The sequence below is a fragment of the Actinomadura darangshiensis genome (genome assembly GCF_004349235.1).
GTDB classification, from domain to species: domain Bacteria; phylum Actinomycetota; class Actinomycetes; order Streptosporangiales; family Streptosporangiaceae; genus Spirillospora; species Spirillospora darangshiensis.
The window spans coordinates 23,345-42,887 of the sequence record NZ_SMKY01000006.1; the positions used below are offsets into that span (position 1 = coordinate 23,345).

Annotated in this window: 22 protein-coding genes; 14 read left to right on the top strand and 8 right to left on the bottom strand. The window is 69.3% G+C overall.

Annotated elements, in window-relative coordinates; genetic code table 11:
• Positions 1 to 1,209, bottom strand: coding sequence for an ammonium transporter (locus E1293_RS02505; RefSeq protein WP_132193336.1), 1,209 nt, complete (start codon positions 1,207 to 1,209; stop codon positions 1 to 3).
• Between the two features lie 231 nt (positions 1,210 to 1,440).
• On the opposite strand from E1293_RS02505, the gene E1293_RS02510 reads away from it, so the two are divergent.
• The 12 genes from E1293_RS02510 (at position 1,441) to E1293_RS02560 (ending at position 11,299) form a co-directional block, all read left to right on the top strand.
• Positions 1,441 to 2,421 (top strand): urea transporter, encoded by a 981-nt coding sequence (locus E1293_RS02510; protein WP_132193338.1) that lies wholly within the window; start codon positions 1,441 to 1,443, stop codon positions 2,419 to 2,421.
• 25 nt (positions 2,422 to 2,446) lie between these two features.
• Positions 2,447 to 2,755, top strand: a complete 309-nt coding sequence (locus tag E1293_RS02515) for an urease subunit gamma (RefSeq protein ID WP_132193340.1) — start codon at positions 2,447 to 2,449, stop codon at positions 2,753 to 2,755.
• Between the two features lie 45 nt (positions 2,756 to 2,800).
• Positions 2,801 to 3,295, top strand: a complete 495-nt coding sequence (locus tag E1293_RS50955) for an urease subunit beta (protein WP_132193342.1) — start codon at positions 2,801 to 2,803, stop codon at positions 3,293 to 3,295.
• A gap of 5 nt (positions 3,296 to 3,300) precedes the next feature.
• On the top strand, positions 3,301 to 5,025 hold the full coding sequence (gene ureC, locus E1293_RS02525; RefSeq protein ID WP_132193344.1) for an urease subunit alpha: 1,725 nt from the start codon (positions 3,301 to 3,303) through the stop codon (positions 5,023 to 5,025).
• The gene (locus tag E1293_RS02530) at positions 5,022 to 5,708 is read left to right on the top strand and encodes an urease accessory protein UreF (protein WP_132193346.1); all 687 of its coding nucleotides are present in this window, start codon (positions 5,022 to 5,024) and stop codon (positions 5,706 to 5,708) included. The genes ureC and E1293_RS02530 overlap by 4 nt, the downstream gene beginning before the upstream one ends.
• 15 nt (positions 5,709 to 5,723) lie before the next feature.
• Entirely contained in the window at positions 5,724 to 6,350 is a 627-nt protein-coding gene (ureG, locus tag E1293_RS02535) for an urease accessory protein UreG (RefSeq protein WP_132193348.1), read from the top strand.
• Between the two features lie 71 nt (positions 6,351 to 6,421).
• Complete coding sequence (locus E1293_RS02540; protein WP_243715966.1) at positions 6,422 to 7,330, top strand: urease accessory protein UreD; 909 nt, start codon at positions 6,422 to 6,424, stop codon at positions 7,328 to 7,330.
• 29 nt (positions 7,331 to 7,359) lie between these two features.
• Positions 7,360 to 7,869 carry a DUF4240 domain-containing protein gene (locus E1293_RS02545; RefSeq protein ID WP_132193352.1) on the top strand — a complete coding sequence of 170 codons (510 nt, stop codon included), beginning with the start codon at positions 7,360 to 7,362 and terminating at the stop codon, positions 7,867 to 7,869.
• Positions 7,870 to 8,116: 247 nt separating this feature from the next.
• Positions 8,117 to 8,875 carry a phosphotransferase family protein gene (locus E1293_RS48460; RefSeq protein ID WP_207938634.1) on the top strand — a complete coding sequence of 253 codons (759 nt, stop codon included), beginning with the start codon at positions 8,117 to 8,119 and terminating at the stop codon, positions 8,873 to 8,875.
• 9 nt (positions 8,876 to 8,884) lie between these two features.
• A complete protein-coding gene (locus E1293_RS48465) occupies positions 8,885 to 9,082 on the top strand; it encodes a hypothetical protein (RefSeq protein ID WP_207938635.1) in 198 nt (65 codons plus the stop codon).
• A 231-nt stretch (positions 9,083 to 9,313) separates the two neighbouring features.
• Positions 9,314 to 9,949: a type II toxin-antitoxin system prevent-host-death family antitoxin gene (locus E1293_RS02555; RefSeq protein WP_132193354.1), complete on the top strand. Its 636-nt coding sequence runs from the start codon at positions 9,314 to 9,316 to the stop codon at positions 9,947 to 9,949.
• 123 nt (positions 9,950 to 10,072) lie between these two features.
• Positions 10,073 to 11,299, top strand: a complete 1,227-nt coding sequence (locus tag E1293_RS02560; protein WP_132193356.1) for a PIN domain-containing protein — start codon at positions 10,073 to 10,075, stop codon at positions 11,297 to 11,299.
• Between the two features lie 79 nt (positions 11,300 to 11,378).
• Here E1293_RS02560 and E1293_RS02565 read toward each other — a convergent pair whose 3' ends face one another.
• From E1293_RS02565 to E1293_RS02575, 3 genes are all read right to left on the bottom strand, one after another.
• Entirely contained in the window at positions 11,379 to 11,585 is a 207-nt protein-coding gene (locus E1293_RS02565) for a hypothetical protein (RefSeq protein ID WP_132193358.1), read from the bottom strand.
• A gap of 455 nt (positions 11,586 to 12,040) precedes the next feature.
• Positions 12,041 to 12,247, bottom strand: coding sequence for a DUF397 domain-containing protein (locus E1293_RS02570; RefSeq protein WP_132193360.1), 207 nt, complete (start codon positions 12,245 to 12,247; stop codon positions 12,041 to 12,043).
• Positions 12,244 to 13,053 (bottom strand): helix-turn-helix domain-containing protein, encoded by an 810-nt coding sequence (locus E1293_RS02575; protein WP_165978048.1) that lies wholly within the window; start codon positions 13,051 to 13,053, stop codon positions 12,244 to 12,246. The genes E1293_RS02570 and E1293_RS02575 overlap by 4 nt, the downstream gene beginning before the upstream one ends.
• A 184-nt stretch (positions 13,054 to 13,237) precedes the next feature.
• Here E1293_RS02575 and E1293_RS49210 point away from each other — a divergent pair, with 184 nt between their 5' ends.
• Complete coding sequence (locus tag E1293_RS49210) at positions 13,238 to 13,618, top strand: ATP-binding protein (RefSeq protein ID WP_132193362.1); 381 nt, start codon at positions 13,238 to 13,240, stop codon at positions 13,616 to 13,618.
• The gene (locus E1293_RS02585; RefSeq protein WP_132193364.1) at positions 13,618 to 13,965 is read left to right on the top strand and encodes a hypothetical protein; all 348 of its coding nucleotides are present in this window, start codon (positions 13,618 to 13,620) and stop codon (positions 13,963 to 13,965) included. Before E1293_RS49210 ends, E1293_RS02585 begins: the two co-directional genes overlap by 1 nt.
• 35 nt (positions 13,966 to 14,000) lie before the next feature.
• Here the strand turns inward: E1293_RS02585 and E1293_RS02590 are convergent, their stop codons facing one another.
• From E1293_RS02590 to E1293_RS02605, 4 genes are all read right to left on the bottom strand, one after another.
• Entirely contained in the window at positions 14,001 to 15,134 is a 1,134-nt protein-coding gene (locus tag E1293_RS02590; protein WP_132193366.1) for an epoxide hydrolase family protein, read from the bottom strand.
• 78 nt (positions 15,135 to 15,212) lie between these two features.
• Positions 15,213 to 16,631, bottom strand: coding sequence for an ATP-binding protein (locus E1293_RS02595; protein WP_341770170.1), 1,419 nt, complete (start codon positions 16,629 to 16,631; stop codon positions 15,213 to 15,215).
• A gap of 73 nt (positions 16,632 to 16,704) precedes the next feature.
• Positions 16,705 to 17,316: a PaaI family thioesterase gene (locus tag E1293_RS02600; RefSeq protein WP_132193368.1), complete on the bottom strand. Its 612-nt coding sequence runs from the start codon at positions 17,314 to 17,316 to the stop codon at positions 16,705 to 16,707.
• Entirely contained in the window at positions 17,313 to 19,538 is a 2,226-nt protein-coding gene (locus tag E1293_RS02605) for an acyl-CoA dehydrogenase family protein (RefSeq protein WP_132193370.1), read from the bottom strand. The genes E1293_RS02600 and E1293_RS02605 overlap by 4 nt, the downstream gene beginning before the upstream one ends.
• Between the last annotated feature and the right edge of the window lie 5 nt (positions 19,539 to 19,543).

A 19,543-nucleotide genomic window follows, 5' to 3' on the forward strand; every position in this document is an offset into this window, starting at 1 on the left:
CTAGCCCTCGGCGAAGGCGGAATCGGTCCCCCTGGCCTGCTCCTCGTCGGTCATGCGCATCCGGGTGAGGCGGTCGACGACCCTGCCGATGAGGTAGGTGACGGTGAAGGCGTAGAGGCCGACGGCGAGCACGGCGACGACCTGCTTGCCCAGCAGGGCGGCCGAGCCGCCGTAGAAGAGGCCGGGCGCGCCCTGGTCCCAGCCGGTGGCGAGGAATCCGAGCGCGACGACCCCGACGATGCCGCCGGCACCGTGGATGCCGGTGACGTCGAGGGTGTCGTCGTATCCGGCCACCAGCTTCAGCTCGACCGCGTAGGTGCACACGAGCGCCGCCACGACGCCGATCGCGAAGGCGCCCTCGACGCCGACGAAGGCGCAGGACGGCGTGATGGCCACCAGCCCCGCCAGCGCGCCGCTGGCCGATCCGAGCCTGCTCATCCGCCGGAAGCGGAGCCATTCCAGCAGCCGCCAGGCCAGCATGCCCGCGCACCCCGCGATCATGGTGCTGACGAAGGCGCGGGTGGCCAGGCCGCCGTCGCTCAGCGCCGACCCCGCGTTGAAGCCGAACCAGCCGAACCACAGCAGCCCGAGGCCGAGCAGGACGAACGGGACGTTGTCCGGCCGGGGCCCCTCCCCGCGCCGGAACGCGACGCCGGGGCCGAGCACCAGCGCGAGAGCCAGCCCGGAGATGCCCGAGTTCAGCTCGACGACGAGCCCGCCGGCGAAGTCCAGCACGCCCCAGGAGTTGAGCCACCCGGACGGCGCGAAGACCCAGTGCGCGATGGGCAGGTAGACGAGCGTCACCCACACCGCGGCGAACAGCATCCAGGGGCCGAACCGGGCGCGGCCCGCGATCGAACCGCTGATCAGGGCGACGGTGATGATCGCGAAGGTGAGCTGGAAGCAGGCGTAGATCTGCTCGGGGATGCGGCCCTGCAGCGCGTTCGGCGGGACGTGGCCGAGGCGCCAGTCGCCCCAGCCGATGAACCCGCCGCCGGCGTCATTGCCGAACGCCATGCCGTACCCGTAGAGGAACCACAGGACCGTCACCAGGCTGATGCAGATGAAGCTCATGTAGAGCATCGTCAGCATGTTCTTGGAGCGGACCATGCCGCCGTAGAAGAAGGCGAGTCCGGGCGTCATGAGGAGCACCATCGCGGTGCTCACCATCAGCCATGCGGAATCGCCCGTATTCAGCCCCGTGGACATTTCAGACCTCTCGGTCGTTTCTCTCTCCGTCCCCGGGAGCCGCCTCCCGGCGGAGTACTCCCGGTCTATGTACGCCCGCCGGAGACAGGGCAAACGCCGCACTTGGCAACCTTGACCCGCATTTGCCTGAGCGCCATTTTGCTGCGGTTCGCGGTGGGAAATGTGAAGGCGTGGCAATCCATGCGGACGGCCGGACATGACGGCCTCTCATCGCCCCGACGGGAGAGCGTGATGGCGGCGGCACCGGCGGCCGTGGACACCGCGGAGGCCGAGCATCCGTCCCCGCGGCCACGTCCGCTGGACGCGCTGCTGAGCATCCCGCGCGGCGTCGCCCAGGTCGACTTCCAGCCCGGCTCCCCGACCGGGCTCATCTTCATCATCGCGCTCTTCGCCGGCGGCTGGCAGTTCGGCGTGTTCGGCCTGCTCGGCACGATCGTGGCCACCGTGACCGCCTACCTGCTGGGCGTCCGGCCCGGCCGGGTCAGCACGGGACTCGAAGGGTTCTGCGGGACGCTCATCGGCGTCGCCCTCGTCCTCTACCTGGGTACGAGCTGGACGACGGCGGCCCTGGTCGCCGGGTCGGCCGTCGCGGGCAGTGTGCTCGCCTCGGCGATGCGCACCGTCCTCACGCCCTACGACCTGCCGGCCCTCACCGCGCCGTTCTGCGTGGTCGTATCGGTGATGGTGATCGGAGCCCCCTCGTTCGAGCGGGTGTGGGCCGGCCATCCGGCCAACGCCCCGCCGTCCGCCACCGACCCCGGCACGGCGATGACGTGGACCGCCTTCTGGCACGGCCTGTTCAACGGCATCGGCCAGGTGTTCTTCCAGGACACCTGGTACGTGGGCCTGATCTTCCTGGTGGGGCTGGCGGTGGCGAGCCGGCGCGTGGCGGCGGCCGCCGGGCTGGCGAGCCTCATCGGGCTGCTGGTCGCCTGGAGCTTCGGGGCGCAGACCGCCGACATCGGCGCCGGGCTCTACGGCTACAACGCGGTGCTGACCGGGATCGCGCTGACCGGCACGTTCGTCGCGCTGAGCGCGGCCGGCGTGGTCTACGCGGTGATCGGGGCGGCCACGGCCGCCGCCCTGACCGCCGGCATCACCACCGTGTTCGACGTGGTCGGCGGCCACACCCTGACCTGGCCTTTCGTGCTCGTCACCTGGGTGTTCCTGGCGGCCGTCCCGACCCTGTCCAGGCTCCGGCGGGCCGGTTGAGCCCGCGCGTTCCAGAGAGGACCCGATGAACCTGACACCACGAGAGATGGACAAGCTGCACATCTTCGTCGTCTCGGAGATGGCCGAGCGGCGCCGGCGGCGCGGCCTGAAGCTCAACTACGGCGAGACGGTCGCGTTGATCAGCGCCGCGATCGTGGAGGCGGCCCGGGACGGGCGGTCCGTCGCCGACTGCATGGAACTCGGCAAGCAGGTGGTCGGGCCGGACGACGTGCTCCCCGGCGTGCGCGGAATGCTGAAACTGATCCAGGTCGAGGCCGCTTTCGACGACGGGACGAAACTCGTCTCCTGCCACGACCCCGTCGGCGGCAAATGACCGCCCTTCTCCGACATCACCGGGACGAAACCGAAGGGGCCTTCCATGGCAGACGACGTCTACATGTTCGGACGAGGTTCGATCGAACTCAACGCCGGGCAGCGCAGAATTTCCCTGACCGTGCACAACACTGGTGACCGGGCCGTCCAGATCGGCTCGCATTTCCATTTCTTCGAGGTCAACCGAGCGCTGAGCTTCGACCGGGAGAAGGCGTTCGGAATGCGGCTGGACATCCCGGCCGGGACCGCCGTCCGGTTCGAGGCCGGCGACACCCGGCAGGTGCGGCTCGTCGAGTACGGGGGCGGCATGCGGGTCGTCGGGTTCGGGGGCCTGCTCGACGGGAGCATCCGTTCCGGGGCCGCCAAGAGCGAGGCACTCGCCAGGATGCGCGCCCGGGGCTATCTCGACGAGCCGGAGGACACCGGGCGGTCAGGGGCCGCGGGCAAGGGCAAGGCGACTAAGGGCAAGGCGGCCAAGGGCAAGGCGCCGAAGGGCCCGGGCGGCGCGAAGACGGGCACGTCCCGGTCGAGGAAGGGCTGACGGCGATGACGACGATCTCCCGCGAGCGGTACGCGAGCATGTACGGCCCCACGGTGGGCGACCGTCTCCGCCTCGGCGACACCAACCTGGTCGTGGAGGTGGAGAAGGACCACACGGAGGGCCACTACGGCGACGAGTCCCAGTACGGCGGCGGGAAGACGGCGCGGGACGGGATGTCGTCCGACCCGGCCTCGCGCAACGCCACCGCCGCGCTCGACACCGTGATCACCAACGTGGTGGTCATCGATCCCGTGCTGGGCGTCGTCAAGGGCGACATCGGGATCAAGGACGGCAGGATCGCCGGGGTGGGCAAGTCCGGCAACCCGCACACCCAGAACGGGGTCGACCGGCGGCTGATCATCGGGGCCGGGACCGAGGTGATCTCCGGGGAGAACCTGGTCGCCACCGCCGGCGCGATCGACACCCACGTCCACTTCATCGCCCCCGAGCAGGCGTACCACGCGCTCAGCAACGGGGTCACCACGCTGGTCGGCGGCGGCACCGGCCCGGCGGACGGCTCGCGCGGCACCACCTGCACGCCCGGCCCGTGGAACATCGCGCGGATCCTCCAGGCCTACGAGGACATCCCGATCAACATCGCCGTCTACGGCAAGGGCAACAACAGCCTGCCCGGCCCGCTGGAGGAGCAGTTGCGGGCGGGCGCCTGCGGGCTGAAGGTGCACGAGGACTGGGGGGCGACCCCGGCGGCCATCGACTGCGCGCTCCGCGTCGCCGACGACCACGACGTGCAGATCACCATCCACACCGACACGCTGAACGAGGCCGGGTTCGTCGAGGACACGATCAGCGCGATCGACGGCCGGGCGATCCACACCTACCACTCCGAGGGGGCCGGCGGCGGCCACGCGCCCGACATCCTGCGGATCACCTCCGAGCCGAACGCGCTGCCCGCGTCCACGAACCCGACGCTGCCCTACACGGTGAACTCGGTCGACGAGCTGCTCGACATGACCATGGTCTGCCACCACCTGAGCTACGACGTCCCCGAGGACCTGGCGTTCGCCGAGAGCCGGGTCCGGGCCGAGACGATCGCCGCCGAGACCGTCCTGCACGACCTCGGCGTCATCAGCATGATCGGCTCGGACTCGCAGGCGATGGGACGAATCGGCGAGTCGTTCACCCGCGCGTTCCAGGTCGCCCACCACTGCAAGGACCAGCGCGGCCCACTGCCCGGGGACTCCGCGCGCAGCGACAACAACCGCGTCCTGCGATACCTGGCGAAGCTCACCATCAACCCGGCCCGCACCAGCGGGATGGCCGACACGATCGGCTCGCTGGAGGACGGCAAGCTCGCCGACATCGTCCTGTGGCAGCCGAACTCGTTCGCGGCGAAGCCGTTCCTGGTCGTCAAGGGCGGGCTGATCAGCTGGGCGCAGATGGGCGACCCGAACGCGTCGCTGCCCATCCCGCAGCCGGTCTACCTGCGTCCGATGTACGGGTGCAGCGGGCGGGCGCTGCGGGAGACGTGCGTGACGTTCATGTCGGACGCGGCGATCGCGGACGGCGTCCCGGGGCGGCTCGGCCTGGAGCGGATCATCCGTCCCGTCCGGCAGTGCCGGACCGTCGACAAGCGCCACATGCTGCACAATTCGACGCTTGCCGAGGTCGCCGTCGACCCGGAGACGTACCAGGTCACCGTGGACGGCGAGCCGGCCACGATCGCCCCGGCGAGGGAACTGCCGCTGAACCGGCTGTTCTTCATCGCATGACCCGGCACGGGTCGCTGGAGGTGCTGCTCGCGCAGTTGCAGCTCACCGACTCCGGCTTCCCCGGCGGGCTCTACACGCTGTCGCACGGCCTGGAGGGATTCGCCCAGCTGGGGGCGATACCGGACGGCCTGGTCGCCGATCTCGTGCACGCCGCCGGGACGGCCGACGCGGCGGCACTGGCGCTGACGCACCGGGCCGTGTCGGCGGGCGATTGGGACCTGGTCGCAGAGACCGACCGCAGACTGCACGCCGTGAAGCTCAACAGGGAGCAGCGGACGGCGTCCGTCCGAACGGGGCGGCAAGTCCTGAACACCGCTGGGGAGGCGTTCGGTCCAGGCCCGGCTGCACACCTCGCGGACCTGGTGGCACGCGGGTCCGCGCCCGGCAACCACGCGGTCGTCGTCGGCACGATCCACGCGGGCCTCGGGGTCCCCGTCGAGCACGCCGTCGCGAGCGACCTGTTCGCGTTCGCGGCGGGCTGCGCCGCCGCGGCCGTCCGGTTGGGCCGGATCGACTTCCGGCAGGCCCAGCGCCTGCTGCGCGACGTCCGCCCGGACGTGGCACGCGCGGCCTCGGTCGCGCTCGCCGCCCAGGACCCGCGCGACCTGCACTCCTCGGCGCCGGTAGCGGACGCCGTGTCGACCGCGCACGAGCGGGCCGAGGCCCGCCTGTTCTTCACCTGACGAGAGGACACGGGCATGGAACCGGAGCAGGTGTTCAAGATCGGCATCGGCGGGCCGGTGGGGTCGGGCAAGACGGCGCTCATCGAGGCGCTGGTCCCGCTCCTGGTCGAACGCGGGCACAGTCCCGGCGTCATCACCAACGACATCTACACGCTGGAGGACGCCGACCACGTCCGCCGGACGCTCGCGGGCATCCTGGACGGCGAACGCGTCGTCGGGGTCGAGACCGGGTCGTGCCCGCACACGGCCGTCCGGGACGATCCCACGATGAACCTGGCGGCGGCGTCCGAGCTGCTCGGCCGCTTCCCCGACACCGACCTGCTGCTGTTCGAGAGCGGCGGCGACAACCTCACCCTGACCTTCAGCCCCCTCCTGGCGGACGTCTACGTGTTCGTCCTGGACACCGCCGAGGGCGAGAAGATGCCCCGCAAACGCGGCCCCGGCACCACCGACTCCGACCTCCTGGTCATCAACAAGATCGACATCGCGAAGTACGTGCGCACCGACCTGGCGGTGATGGAGCGCGACGCCTGGGCGGTACGCGAGAACCGTCCCGTCGTCCTGACCGACTGCCTCACCGGAACGGGCGTCCCCGACGTCGCCGACTTCGTCCTCGGGCGAATGTATTCGCCGGCACGATGACCGGCCGGCCACCCATGGCGGCACCACGGTCGACGCCGTCACGCGCCGCGCAAACGGCGGTGCGGGGGGCCGTGGAGGATGTCTCGGCGGGGTGGGTGCCCGACTCGGTGGCACGGCACGCCGCCGTGCCCGGGACACTGCCGGTCGGCTCACCGGGAAAGGTCGGCGTCCTCGACCTGCGGTTCGACGCGGTCGCCGGGCGTACGGAGCTGACCGGGCATTTCCAGCGGGCGCCGCTGCACATCGCGCGCCCGTTCTACCTCGATCCCGAGCTGCCCGGGATGCCGTACGTGATGCTCATGTCGTCCGGCGGCGGCGTCCTCCAAGGCGACCGGTACCGCACTGACCTGACCTGCGTGGCCGGGACGTCCGTGCACGTCACGACGCAGACCGCCACCCGCCTCTACCGGATGGAGCGCGACTACGCGACCCAACTCGTCGGCATCACGGCCGGGCCGGGCAGCTACGTCGAGTACCTGCCCGACACGACGATCCCGTTCGCCGACTCGCGCTTCTACCAGCGGACCACGATCACCGCCGACCCCGCGTCGACGGTGGTCGTGGGCGAGAAACTCATGGCGGGACGGCTCGCGCGCGGGGAACGGCACGCCTACACCGCCTACTGCACGGACCTGGAGGTCCTAGACCCCAGCGGACGACTACTGTTCGCCGACCCGCTCCGTCTAGTCCCGGACGAGCACGAGGCGACCGGCCCGGCGGTGATGGCCGGATACGGGGTGATGGCCTCCCTGTACGTCGTCACGAGTACGGCATCAGCGCAGCAGGTCGCCGACGCGATGCACGAGGCACTCGCCCGGTCGGGCCTGCTCGGCGGCGCGAGCGTCCTCCCGGACGACCGCGGCGCCTGGGCCCGAGTCCTAGGCGACCGATCACCCGAGGTCGGTGCCGCGTTCTTCGCCGCCTGGGACGCGGTCCGCCGACTCCTCCTGAACGTGCCCGCACCGGCCGCCCGGCTCTGATTGTCGGAGGCTCCTGGTTGGCTCCTCCCATGACCGACGAGGAACGCTTCTGGGACACGATCGAGGCGGCCTGGGCCCCGCTGGCCACCGACGCCAACGCGGCGCGCCAAGCGCTCGCCACCCGGGCCCCCGACAGCGACCCGTGGGAAATGCCCGAGATCTCCGTGGTCGAGAAGGCGTTGGACGGGTTCCTCCGCAACCTCACCGCCGCCGCCCGGGAGCTGACCTCCGGCGAACTGACCGACCTCGACCGGGTGTGCGAGCGCCTGCTCTACGACATCGACCGCGCCGACATCCACGAGGTGACGGACGGCTCCGACGACGGCTTCCTCTACGCGCGCGGCTTCATCGTCGCCATGGGCCGGGACTTCTACACCGCGGTCGCCGCCGACCCGCGCCTCGCCGTGCTGGACGCCGACTGCGAGCCGATGTGCTACTTCTTCGCCCACCTGCACCACGAACGCTTCGGCACGTTCCCCGACACCGGCTCAGGCATCTCCCGCGAGTCCTGCACAAACCCCACCGGCTGGCTGGACTGACGCCCAGCCGCCGTCAGCGCACCTCCACCGGCGCCCGGCTCCGCGGCATCCGGACCGCAGAGACACAGACGCCCCGACCTCGGCCGGGGGCTCACCCTTTGAAACTGTTCTACGGCGCGGCCGGCTTGCGGCTTCAGTGCATCTATCCTCGGCGTGACTGCGACGTGACAGCGCGCGGCCCGTTGCCTGGACGTAAGGAGCTGTCGATCCGTCCGGCATGTCGAATGGGTCGACATAGGGTGGATGGGTGGACATCGATGATGCTGCCTCGTCGCAGGCTCTGGCCCTGCTCGGCAGGTGGGTCACCCGCCGGAACCGGCGCCCGCGGGACCGCGCTGACCTGCTCGCCGCCGCCTGGTGGGCGGGCAATCGCAACGTCGCCGCTCTGGCACGCGCAGCTGACGTCGGCCGCGATACCGTCTACGCCGATCTGCGCTCCCGTGGGATTGAGGTTGCGGACCAGCGTGCCCGCACCGCGCCCGCGCAGAGCATGCCGCTGGACTACCGCCCGCTGGCCAGGGACGAGGGGGCGTTCCAGCGGCCGCTGACCGTAGACGAGGTCCGCGCGGTCATATGGCGGGTCTTCGGGCCTGGCTGCCAGGTGATGTCCGCCGTCGAGCTGGGGGCGGGCATGTACAACTCCACGTACCGGGTCGAGATCGCGGGAACCGAGCCGGTGATCTTGCGGGTGGCGCCGGAGCCGGGCCGCCAGTTCCGCAGCGAAACCGAGCTGATGCGCAACGAGCACGCCTCGGTGCCCTGGCTGTCGGTGATCGCGCCTTTAATGCCGCGCGTTATCGCTGCGGATTGGTCCCATGAGGTGATCGGCCGGGATTACATGGTGCAGAGCCTGCTGGAGGGGGTGCCGGCGCCGGAGCGGCTGTCGGCCTATCCGCGTGAGACCTGGAGCGGTTACTTCCGGCGGCTCGGCGAGATCACCGCCGCGGTGCACGGGGTGCGTGGCCCGCGCTTCGGGCCGATCGCGGGGCCGGGGTACGCGGCGTAGTCGCAGGCGGTGCTGGCGTCGCCGGAGGAGATCGCCTCCGACGTGGAGGGCGTGGGCTTGGACTCGGCCGACCTGCGCAAGGTCGCTGCGGTCGCCGCTGACCGCCGTACCGTCCTGGACGAGGTCACCCGGCCCCGGCTGCTCACCGGAGACTTGTGGACGGTTCACTGCGCAACCCGGGTGTCGGATTACGCACTGTCGGCCTGATGGCCGAGCATGCTGGCCGCAGGGTGATCAAGCTCGTCGCCGAACCCAAACTGCACGCCACCCTCTCCGAATCCACCACTTCGCTCTGGAGCGCGCAATCTATGCAGAGACCGCACTCGTCACGCTTGGAGCCGCTCCTGTCGAATCCGATGGACGCGAACCCAGGCAATCTGTAAGGTGCCCTTACGAGTTTCTTGTAAGGGCACCTTACATGTTGGGAGGGTGGGCATCATGATCGACGAATACACCGGGGACGACGAGACCCAGCAGGGACTACGGGAGTTTATCGAGAGCCTGGTGGCTTGGCCGGAGGCGGTGCGCCGCTGGGGCGAACCCCTGAACGTTGAGAACGCACGCCGCGACTGGTTCCGGATACTCGATCGCATCCTGAAAGCCGGGGAAATCACCCTCATCGCCAGGGACCGTGCCGGCACAGGATGGGCTGCGGTCATTCCGGTCACTGAGGTCATCGAGCCACTCGATGAACTACATGCGTGGGGATCGTCTGAAGCCCGCCCGAAACTCGGCGATGTCGTTCGCGCGGCGGCCGGTTACAGTCCCGACAGCGGGCCGCAACTGATCACGATCCATCGCAAGCCCGCCGCCGCTGTGGTCAGTGTCCGCTACATCCTGGGCCGCCCCATGGGAGAGGACCGTCTCGACCTCGCCAAGCTTCTGCGCACCGGAGGTCGCGCGATCCTGGAGTTCTCCCCCGGAACTACGGACGACAACGTCCCGGGAGTACCCGGTGACCCCAAGGGATTCATCGTGACCGTGCTGAACCCTGCGGGAGAACAAGTCGGGTTCGGAGGCGGCTACACCATCCAGGAAGCAATGGCCAACGTCAGCCCAACGGCGCCGAGCTAAGCCGCGCCGCTGGCCACCACGCCGGTCCGCTGACCAGCTACCGGGCCCTCGGCACGTGCACCTGATCGTCAGAAGCATCGACTTCGCAGACGTGGAAGATCGCGATGAGGCAGGATCACCCGCATGACCGACACCCGTCGCCTGGTGGTAGCCGTGGACACCACGGAGTTCTTCGACGATCTGACCCTGTCCAAGAGCGCGTGGATGCAGGTGCGGTTGTGGGCACTGCATGAGGAGGCGCAGCTGTGGGTCCCCGAAGTCGTGATCCGCGAAGCAGGCCGAAGGTACTGCACGCAGGTCGACCAGCAGTACACCAAACTGAAGGGCGTCGACAGGGCGCTTCGGGCACTGAACTGGGAACGCGACCCCCAACCGGTCGACGACCCCCGCCACGACCAAGTCGAGTCCCTCAAGGACGGATACGAGCTGTGGCTGCGTCAACTCCTCGGCCGACTGGGCGCCGTCATCCTGCCGCTCCCTCAGATGGGCCACGACGAGATCGTCCGCCGTATGCTTGCCGAGGAACGCCCCTTCCGGATCAAGGGTGACGACAAAAAGCGCGGCCCCGACGGGTATCGCGACATGCTCATCTGGGCGAGCATCGCCGAGCGGGCCGCAACGCTGGAACCGGCCGACACGCTGTACTTCGTCACCGGAAACCACAACGACTTCTGCGATCCCGGCGACACCGACACCGTCGCCCTGGCGCTGCGGGCCGACCTGATCAGCATCGCGCCCGAAGCCCGGAAGGCCGCAGTTGCAGCACCCGACACGCTCATCGGCTCCATCCCCGCGATCCACCGCCTCGGTGGATTGGCGGACCTCGCGAAAGTCCTGCCCACGACCACCGGGGACCCAGCGGCGCTGGAGATCCAGGCCGCCCTGAACCGGGACGGCGATCCGGTGCGTGACGGTCTCCTCGCTGACCTCGGCGAGAAATGCGAGAGCCTGGCCGACCAGTTCATCAACGACCGTCGCGACGACGATCGCTACAGCAGTGGCCTCGACTTCGACGAACTCCACCTCGGCCTCGAATCGCCCCGCCTCAACTGGCTTGACCTCGTTCCCGACACCCTGCGCACCGTCGTGCACGGCATCGACCCCACCTACGAGCCTGACCTGCTCATGGCCACCGTCACTGTCGCGGCCGACGCCGCGATCGAGGGCTACATCCACATCTCCGAATACGACCACGAAGACGGCGGCTACTCGGTCTCACTCATCAACGACTACATGTACGAGGCCGAAGGCAGCCACCGGGTGATCCTCAGTTTCAACGCCCACATCGACGCCAACGGCGATATCGAGTTCCTCGAACTCGAAAAGGCCGTCCCCGAACCGGCCACCTGAAGCACCGACCTCACCACTGGGGCGATGCCAGCAGAATCACTTCCGGGCAGGTTCTGGCATGTCGGCCAGACTCTTTTGATCAGTTCAGCTCGGTGAGTATCGCGGCCATCGCTGTGTAGCTTTCGCGGATGCCGGCGGTGTTGCCGCGGCGATGCCGTTCGAGGCGGATCGCGCCCAGGTGCCGGGCCTCGTAGATGCGAGACCGCAGCACGGCGCGCGGCGTTGTGCTGGGGGTTCCGTAGGTTTCCCAGAAGGCGGTCCGTTCGTCCTGTTTCGCCGTCGCCATGCGGATGGTCCAGTCCGCTGCCGGGTCGCCCCAGATAGTTCGGTCGAAGTCGAGGACTCCGCTGAGGGTGGGGGCTGGAGACGAAGGTTCGAGAAGGCAATTCACGGTCCAGAAATCGCCTGCCAGCAGCGCCGTGGCTCGGTGATCTCATCGAAGACGGCCCGATGTTCGATGACAAGGTCGCCGCCCTTTGATGGCCGCCTTGGCGCGCACCTCGCGCTCGTGTTCTGCCTACTCGCGGGCTTCCGCGGCCGGGGGGCTCTTGCTCAGCTGCGGAAAGATTCGGTTCGTGCTCGTCATCGCCTCGCCGGTGGGCGGGATGCTGACCGGGGCCGGACAGCATCGACGATCTGGACGTCCTGCCGCACGGCGGAATGGACAAGCTGTTCGCGGCATCCGCGCACCGTCCACACTCGCATCGGTCCTGCGGCGCGTCCCCATCGGCGCGGCTTGACCTAGTACTGTCGCCCGTTTCGGAGGGTCGGCTCGTGCTGCTTCGCACGCGCGAGCAGCGCGGCGAACGCTCTGGAGCTCAAGGTGAGGTGGCCAACCTCGGGAGCCTTGCTGTCTCGAACACCGATCGCATGAGGCAGAGCGGCCAGTTCAATGCACTCCTCGGTCCCGCCTGCACCGCTGTAGCTGCTCTTTCGCCAGATCGTCATGTGCGCATCCCTGCTATCCACTCGCGAGACTGGTCTTCACTCCAGGATCGTGCAGCGATCCGTTCGAATCGTACAGCCACGCGAGCCGCCTCCGCCTGATCATCTATGATCCGACCGATATTGAAATTCGTACCTGCGAATGCCGCTCGCTGCCCATTCTGTAGTTCGAAATAGCTGAATGAACCGTCGACTCCGATATGCGGGAGGGCCGCCTCCGGGATCACGCGGATCGAAATGTTGCGGAGGTCCATGAGCTTGAGCAGCCGGTCACGCTGCTCCTCCATGAGCCCGGTGTCCGCCATGGGGCGGAGCGCTACCTCATCCAGGATGGCCCAGATCATCGGGTCGTCGGCGAGCATCATCTCCTGGTGCGCCATCCGCTTTGCGACCGCGCGTTCGACGTCTCCGACCAACTGGGCTTCGTGCCCCGCCGTCAAAAGTGACCGCGCGTAGCTCTCGTTTTGGAAGGGCATCGGGATGACGTTGTTGTAGAAGAGGCGCATCACCGAGGCTTCCCGCTGGTAGCGGCGGAGCCCTTCGGGCCAGTTCGGGTCGAAGCCGAGCCTTGCGTAGCGGAGCAGGATCGTGAAGAGGCCGCCGGTGTCCCAGGCCTTGTCGAGCGCGGCGCACTCAAGTTCGTCCAGCTGGCGGGTGCCGACCTCGTACTTGGAAACTTGACTCTTCGTGCAGTTGATGATCCTGCCCACCTGGGTCTGGGTCATGTTGCGCTTGAGGCGCAGGAAACGCAGATAGTAGGCCATGAGCGCGTAGAGCGAGATGTCTGGGTTCGGGGACGGGTTGACCATGATCGGCACTCCCTTGTACTCCACAGCAGAGTTGCCAATGTATTCGGCAACTGGGACAAGATAGTTCCGCCGCCTCACTCTTGTCTCGGGAATTCCGAGAAGAAGGGATGAGAACGTGGGGATCAATGCCGTGAATCCGGGCGACCTGGACATAACATTTCAGGCGTCACGAACTGGGCCAGGGATGGCGCGGAGTCTGGTGGAGTTCCGACTTCAGGAGTGGGGGCTCGCGTGGATTGCCGGTGACGTTCTTCTGGTCGCTGGTGAATTGGTCGCGAATGCCGTGAAGTACGCGCCGGACCAGGAGATCCGGGTCAGGTTCACGCGGGAGGCGGGGGTCGTCGTGCTCGCGGTGTGGGACTCGTCCGGCGCCATGCCGGTGGTGCGTCCGGTCGTCGAACTGACGCTGGACGACATCGTCCCGGACGAGTGGGCGCTCGACCCCGGGCACGACGAAGGGACGCGCGGGCGCGGCCTGCCGATCGTCCAGGCGCTCTCCGTGGATTGCGGCGTCACCGAGACCCCGCCGTGCGGAAAGTGGGTCTGGGCGAAGGTGGCCTTCTAATGCAGCCGTACCTGCTGCGATGGCGCACATACCGGGGGCGCAGGACGGCGGTGCGCTTTCTGGAAGTGCTGGCCGTCGCGGTCAAGGCGCACGGCTGGCGGTGCGTCAAGCTGTACGAGCCCGAGCAGTTCCCCATGCCGGTGCCGCTTCTGTGGGTTTACGCTAGCGGGGTCGCCGAAGACGTCGGTGTCGTGGTGAGCGTGCGGGCCGTCCCCGGTGGCGGATGGGCGTACTACCAGGCGCAGCGGGGCCGGTTCGGCTACTTCTTTCCTTGCGGGGACGTCAAGGCGGCGGCCGGACAGGTCGATCTGCTCCTCAAGCACCGGATGTTCCCGTCCACCTGGTGATCACGGATGCCGGGCCGTTCGCACGGCTCGGCACTTCACCGGAGCGGGCGGAAGAACTCCGTGAGGTCGTGTGCGAGCAGGTCGGGTTCCTCGTGGGCGGCGAAGTGCCCGCCGCGGGGCATGAGCGTGTACCGGATGATGTTGTGGGTGCGTTCGGCCCAACTGCGCGGCGGCTGGGCAAGGTCGGCCGGGAACAGGGCGAGAGCGGTGGGCACGGTGACCCTTTCTACCCGCCGGGTCAGCCCCCGGTTGAACTCGTAATACGGCCGGAAGGACGTCCCGATGCTGCGGGTGAACCAGTAGAGGGACGCCTGCGTCAGGACGAACTCGTCGCTGAACCGCGATGACAGGTCGCCTCCGCAGTCGCTCCACGCGCGGTACTTCTCCCCGATCCAGGCGAGCAGCCCGGTCGGCGAGTCCTCCATGCCATAGCTCAACGTGACCGGTCTCGTGCTCTGTTCATGCTGGTATCCGCCCTCCTCGGCCGTCCAAGCCGCGACGGAATCGACATATGCCTTTTCGTCCGGGGTGAGAGCGGCGGCGTCGTACGTGACCGGGTTGGCGACCGCCAGCACATGGATGCCGACCAGAGCGTCGGGGTGTGCTTCGCCGAGGCGAGAACTGATTCCGGCACCGAAGTCGCCGCCATGCGCGCCATACCGCTCGAAACCGAGCTCGTCGTGCATGAGGCGGTGCCACAGCTCGTGTGTCTGCTCGGTTCCGCCGAGCGAGGGCCGCTGCGGCGAGAACGCGAAGCCGGGCAGCGACGGAACAATGACGGTGAACGCGTCGGCCGGGTCGCCCCCGTGCCGCGACGGGGTTGCCAGCCGACGCGCGAGTCCGACCAGTTCGAGAAATGAACTGGGCCACCCATGCGTCAGCACGATCGGCAGTGCACCAGGGCGCTCGCCCTCAAAGCGCAGATAGTGCACAGGCGTCCCATCGATGTCCGCGAACCGGGACGGCAACGCATTGATGGTGGCTTCATGAACACGCCAGTCATAGCCGTCGGCCCAGTAGGCGGTCAGGCGCCGCAGTTCCCCGGCGTCGGTGCCGGCCTCCCATCCAAGCGTGGGCCAGCCGACCGGCCACCGCGCAGAGCGCAGCCGTGACCGCAACTCCTCCAACTCGGCGCCGCTGACCTCGATCAGAGACGATTCGCGACTCATGAGACAAGCACTACACGGTTTTTGCTCCGGCCGGTGAAGAACCCGGCCGCCGGGACCCGCACTCGGCTCTCCCGCCGGCTAGGGACGCCAGGCGGCGACCACGTCTTGTGGGGTCCAGAGGAGGTCCAGGCCCTTGGTCTCCGCGCCGGAGAGGGAGACGGCGGCCATGCCGGTCGTCGCCGGGTCGAGGCCGGGGAGTTGGGCTGCGGCGCGGCGGAGGTCGACCAGGTCGTGGGCGTCGAAGGGGCCGTTCAGCCATTTGATCGAGCCGACGAAACAGATGCGGTTCGCGACGGGGGCGCGGTCGGCTCCGACCAGGTCGATTTCCGGGTTGAATTGGCGGTTCCACCAGCCGCCGACCGTTTCGACGTCCGGCCAGGGCAGTTCCGGCCGTTCCAGCGACTGCCGGATGAGCGGTTCGACGGCTCGGCCGCGCCAGGTCGTCCAGCGGCGTTCGACGAGGCGGTAGCCCGCTTCGGGACGGCCCCGGCGGGCCTGTTGGTGGGCCGCCCGGAGAACGGCCAGATAAAGGCGCAGGTTGCTGTCGGCAATCCGGTAGAGGGCGGGTTTGCCCGGACGGGTGGACAGCGGCTCGTCCATCGCGAGGACGTTCTTCTCGCCGGTCAGGCGGCGGAGCAACGGGGAAAGCGTGCCCGAGGGGAGGGCGGCGTCGCGGTTGCCGGCGGTCGCGGCGATGTTGGCGTGGGTGCGGTCGCCGGAACCGATCGCCTCCAGGACGCGGCGGGAGATGTCGGGGTTGGGGAACTCGGCCAAGAGGGACGCTTCAGGGACGCTGAACAGCGCGGCGGCCGGGTCGGCGCACTCGGCTCTCATGAAGTCGAGTGCGGGGGTGGCGTGGGGCCAGGTCCGGATGATGCCGGGAAGGCCACCCGACACGAGGTGCGCGTCGATGGCGTCCGCCGCGTCCAGTCCGAGGGCCTCGCCGGTGTCCGCCGGGTTGAGCGGGCCGAGGACGAGATTGTCGGCGCGGCCGTAGAAAGGGCGGTCGTAGGCGGTCAGCCGCTCCATCATGTGGAGGTCGCTGCCCAGGAGCAGCAGGAGGACGGGCTTGGACGAGAGAAGGCGGTCCCAGCCGGTTTGCAGGGCGCCGTCGAACACCGGGTCCTGTTCGGCCAGCCACGGGAGCTCGTCCAAGACGACGATGGACGGCGCGTCGGGAAGAGCCGTGGCCAGAATGCGAAACGCGTCAGGCCAATTGCCGTTGGCGATTTGCGGGACGAGCTCCGGGTCGCCCGGCAGGGGCGACTCCTTGAGGTCGCGCAGAAACGCGGCCACGGCCTCGATGGGGGAAGCGCCTTTGGTAGCCGTGGAAAAGACGTAGGGCACGGCGGCGCGGTCGCAGAATTCCTGGACGAGCCGGGACTTGCCCACCTGCCGGCGCCCGCGCAGAGCAACCGCCGTCCCTGCTCCACTCGCGGCGACCCGCTCCAGCCGCTTGGCCAGAAGCGCCAACTCCGCCCTCCTGCCAATGAACACCCCAGCCTCCGATCTACGTAGATTCCATCTACATAGATTGAGTCTACATAACTCATCGAGCGCAGGCGTCCGGTCAGCGGGGGCGGGGGGCGTGTTTGGCTATGAAGAGGCCCTCGGCGGTGACGCAGGTTTCGCCGCGCGCTTCTATGGCGCCGACTGTGCGGATCTTGCGGCCGTCCACGGACGTCTGGGCGGCGCTGATCGTCAGGGGCTCGAAGAGCGGCGTCAGGCGGTGGTAGCGCAGGGTCAGTTCGGCGGTCATCCCCGACGAGCCGGCCCAGCCGTTCGCCACACCGAGGGTGTGGTCGAGGAGCAGGGCCGACACGCCGCCGTGGACGCTGGACGGCGGGCCCTGGTACGGCAGCCCCAGAGTCGTGGTCGCCTCGATCGTGCGCGCGTCGGCGGCCGCGTATTCGAGGGGCGGGGCGATCGGGTTCTCGGGGCCGGTGACCGGATCGTGCCGGGTGTTGCCGTCGCCGCGCCACATGTGGACCAGGCGGTCGTGCAGGGGTGGGGCCGCCGCCTCCAGGTCGTCGGCGACGGAGTTCAGCCGATCGGCGATGCCGGACATGTCGGCATCCGAGAGGTCACCGGCGCGGACCAGGCCGGCGAGGACCCGGCGGGCCGCCGCGGCCGCCGCGTCGACGCCGCCGGTCCGGGTGCCGGACTGCAGGTCGATCGTCATGACGCGTCGCGCGGCAGGCCGAGGAGGCGCTCGCCGATGATGTTGAGCTGGACGTCCGTGGTGCCGCCCGCGATCGACATGTTGCGGGAGTTGAGGAACATCCAGGCCGGGTCCGTCCTGCCGCCTCCGCCCAGGCCGGAGAGGGCTTCGGGGCCGATCCAGTCCATGGCCGTCTCCCACACCTGCTGGATGTGCTCGACGCCGATGAGCTTGCCGATGCTGGACTCGGCGCCCGGCTGGCCGCCCGCGAGGGAGCGCAGCGTGGTCCGCAGGCCGAACAGGCTGCTGGACTGGGCGTCGCACAGGATGCCGCCGAGGGTGGTGAGGCGCTCGTCGTCCGCGCCGTCCCCGGCCAGTTCCAGCAGGGCCTCGCCGCCGCTGCCGAGGGACGAGTCGTTGGAGAGCGAGACCCGCTCGTTCGCGAGGGTGGTGCGGGCGAGTTTCCAGCCGTCGCCGGGGGCGGCGACGAGGAGGTCGTCCGGGATGAAGACGCCGTCCAGGAAGACCTCGTTGAAGAGGGTGTCGCCGGTCAGTTCGCGCAGCGGGCGGATGTCGATGCCGGGCGACTTCATGTCCAGCAGGAAGTACGACAGGCCCTTGTGCTTCGGGACGGACGGGTCGGTGCGCGCGAGCAGGATGCCCCAGTCGGCCTCGCGGGCCATGGACGTCCACACCTTCTGCCCGCTGATCTTCCAGCCGCCCTCGACCTTCTCGGCGCGGGTGCCGAGCCCGGCGAGGTCGGACCCGGCGCCCGGCTCGGAGAACAGCTGGCACCAGCGGATGTCGCCGCGCAGCGACCCGGGCAGGAAGCGCTCGTGCTGCCCGGACGACCCGTGCGCGATCAGCGTCGGCACCACCCAGTTGCCGATGATCATGTCGTGCGCGCGGAGGCCGGCGGCGCGCATCTCCTCGGCGATGACGAGCTGGGTGACGGCGTCGGCGCCCTTGCCCCAGGGGGCGGGCAGGTGCGGGGACGTGTAGCCGCGGCCGGCGAGGTAGGCGAGGCGCTCCTCGCCGTCCAGGGCCTTGGCGGGTTCGAGCTCGCCGCGCACCTCGCCGCGGATCCGCTCGGCCTCGGGCGGCAGCTCGACACGCAGGTCGCGGCGGACGCCTCCCAGGGTCAGGCGCGCAACCCGCCGCCGCCAGGACGCAGTCGGCCCGAGCAGGACACGGAGCGTCTGAGCCCGGCGCAAGTAGAGGCTCGCGTCATGCTCCCAAGTGAAGCCGATCCCTCCGAGCGTTTGAATACAGTCCTTGGCCACCTGAAACGCAGCCTGAACGCTGACGGCCCCGGCAACCGCCGCCGCCAAGGACGCCTCGGTCGCACCACCCAAGTGCTGGGTGTGGTCCTCGTCCTCGACGCGGGTCGCGCCCCGGGCGCGGGCCTCGGCTTGGGCGCGGGCGGCGTCCCAGGCGCAGGCGCGGGCCTGTTCGGCGTGGGCGAGCATGCGGGCGCAGCGGTGCTTGACGCCCTGGAACTGTCCGATCGGGCGGCCGAACTGCTCGCGGACCTTGGCGTATTCGGCTGCGGTCGTCGTCGCCCAGTCGGCCAGGCCGGACGCCTCGGCGGCGAACAGCACCGCCGCGAGGTCGCGGACGGCCTGTGAGTCCAAGTTCAGGACTGAACGCGCGGGTATAGTCCCGTTTTCCAACTCGACCCTGGCCAGGCGGCGGGTCAGGTCGTGGCTGGGCAGTTCGTCGACGTGGACGGCGTCCCGCGGCAGGACGAGCCAGGCCGTCCGGTCCCCGTCCTTCGCCGGGAGGACGAGGACGTCCGCCAGTGGAGCACCCATGACCGGGCCCGATGTGCCGGTCAGAGTTACCGAGTCACCGGCCCGGGAGATCGAGAGGCTTCCGGCGTCCAGCCCGACCGCGCCGAGCGCGCCGCCGCCGGCCAAGGACGGCAGATGCTCGGCATGCCCGGAACGGTGCAGCACGGCACTCGCCAGCACCGTGGGCAGGAACGGCCCGGGAACCATGGCGCGCCCCAGCTCCTCCAGGACGACGGCCAGCTCGACCAGGCCGTAGCCCGCGCCGCCCGCGCTCTCGGGAAGGTGCAGGCCGAGCAGGCCCTGCGCGGCGAGGTCGTCCCAGAACACCGGCGCCTTCTCCCGGTCGGCGTCCACGGCGGCGCGGACCACCGCCGGGGTCACCTGCCGGGACGTGAACGCCCGCACGGCGTCACGCAGGTCGCGGTGCTCCTCGGTCAGCCCGATGGTCATGTGGT

Excerpts from the sequence above, each read along its gene's own strand:
- E1293_RS02505 (WP_132193336.1), bottom strand. The coding sequence starts at position 1,209 with ATGTCCACGGGGCTGAATACGGGCGATTCCGCATGGCTGATGGTGAGC.
- E1293_RS02510 (WP_132193338.1), top strand. The coding sequence starts at position 1,441 with ATGGCGGCGGCACCGGCGGCCGTGGACACCGCGGAGGCCGAGCATCCG.
- E1293_RS02515 (WP_132193340.1), top strand. The coding sequence starts at position 2,447 with ATGAACCTGACACCACGAGAGATGGACAAGCTGCACATCTTCGTCGTC.
- E1293_RS50955 (WP_132193342.1), top strand. The coding sequence starts at position 2,801 with ATGGCAGACGACGTCTACATGTTCGGACGAGGTTCGATCGAACTCAAC.
- ureC (WP_132193344.1), top strand. The coding sequence starts at position 3,301 with ATGACGACGATCTCCCGCGAGCGGTACGCGAGCATGTACGGCCCCACG.
- E1293_RS02530 (WP_132193346.1), top strand. The coding sequence starts at position 5,022 with ATGACCCGGCACGGGTCGCTGGAGGTGCTGCTCGCGCAGTTGCAGCTC.
- ureG (WP_132193348.1), top strand. The coding sequence starts at position 5,724 with ATGGAACCGGAGCAGGTGTTCAAGATCGGCATCGGCGGGCCGGTGGGG.
- E1293_RS02545 (WP_132193352.1), top strand. The coding sequence starts at position 7,360 with ATGACCGACGAGGAACGCTTCTGGGACACGATCGAGGCGGCCTGGGCC.
- E1293_RS02555 (WP_132193354.1), top strand. The coding sequence starts at position 9,314 with ATGATCGACGAATACACCGGGGACGACGAGACCCAGCAGGGACTACGG.
- E1293_RS02560 (WP_132193356.1), top strand. The coding sequence starts at position 10,073 with ATGACCGACACCCGTCGCCTGGTGGTAGCCGTGGACACCACGGAGTTC.
- E1293_RS02565 (WP_132193358.1), bottom strand. The coding sequence starts at position 11,585 with ATGGCGACGGCGAAACAGGACGAACGGACCGCCTTCTGGGAAACCTAC.
- E1293_RS02570 (WP_132193360.1), bottom strand. The coding sequence starts at position 12,247 with ATGACGATCTGGCGAAAGAGCAGCTACAGCGGTGCAGGCGGGACCGAG.
- E1293_RS02575 (WP_165978048.1), bottom strand. The coding sequence starts at position 13,053 with ATGGTCAACCCGTCCCCGAACCCAGACATCTCGCTCTACGCGCTCATG.
- E1293_RS49210 (WP_132193362.1), top strand. The coding sequence starts at position 13,238 with ATGGCGCGGAGTCTGGTGGAGTTCCGACTTCAGGAGTGGGGGCTCGCG.
- E1293_RS02585 (WP_132193364.1), top strand. The coding sequence starts at position 13,618 with ATGCAGCCGTACCTGCTGCGATGGCGCACATACCGGGGGCGCAGGACG.
- E1293_RS02590 (WP_132193366.1), bottom strand. The coding sequence starts at position 15,134 with ATGAGTCGCGAATCGTCTCTGATCGAGGTCAGCGGCGCCGAGTTGGAG.
- E1293_RS02600 (WP_132193368.1), bottom strand. The coding sequence starts at position 17,316 with ATGACGATCGACCTGCAGTCCGGCACCCGGACCGGCGGCGTCGACGCG.
- E1293_RS02605 (WP_132193370.1), bottom strand. The coding sequence starts at position 19,538 with ATGACCATCGGGCTGACCGAGGAGCACCGCGACCTGCGTGACGCCGTG.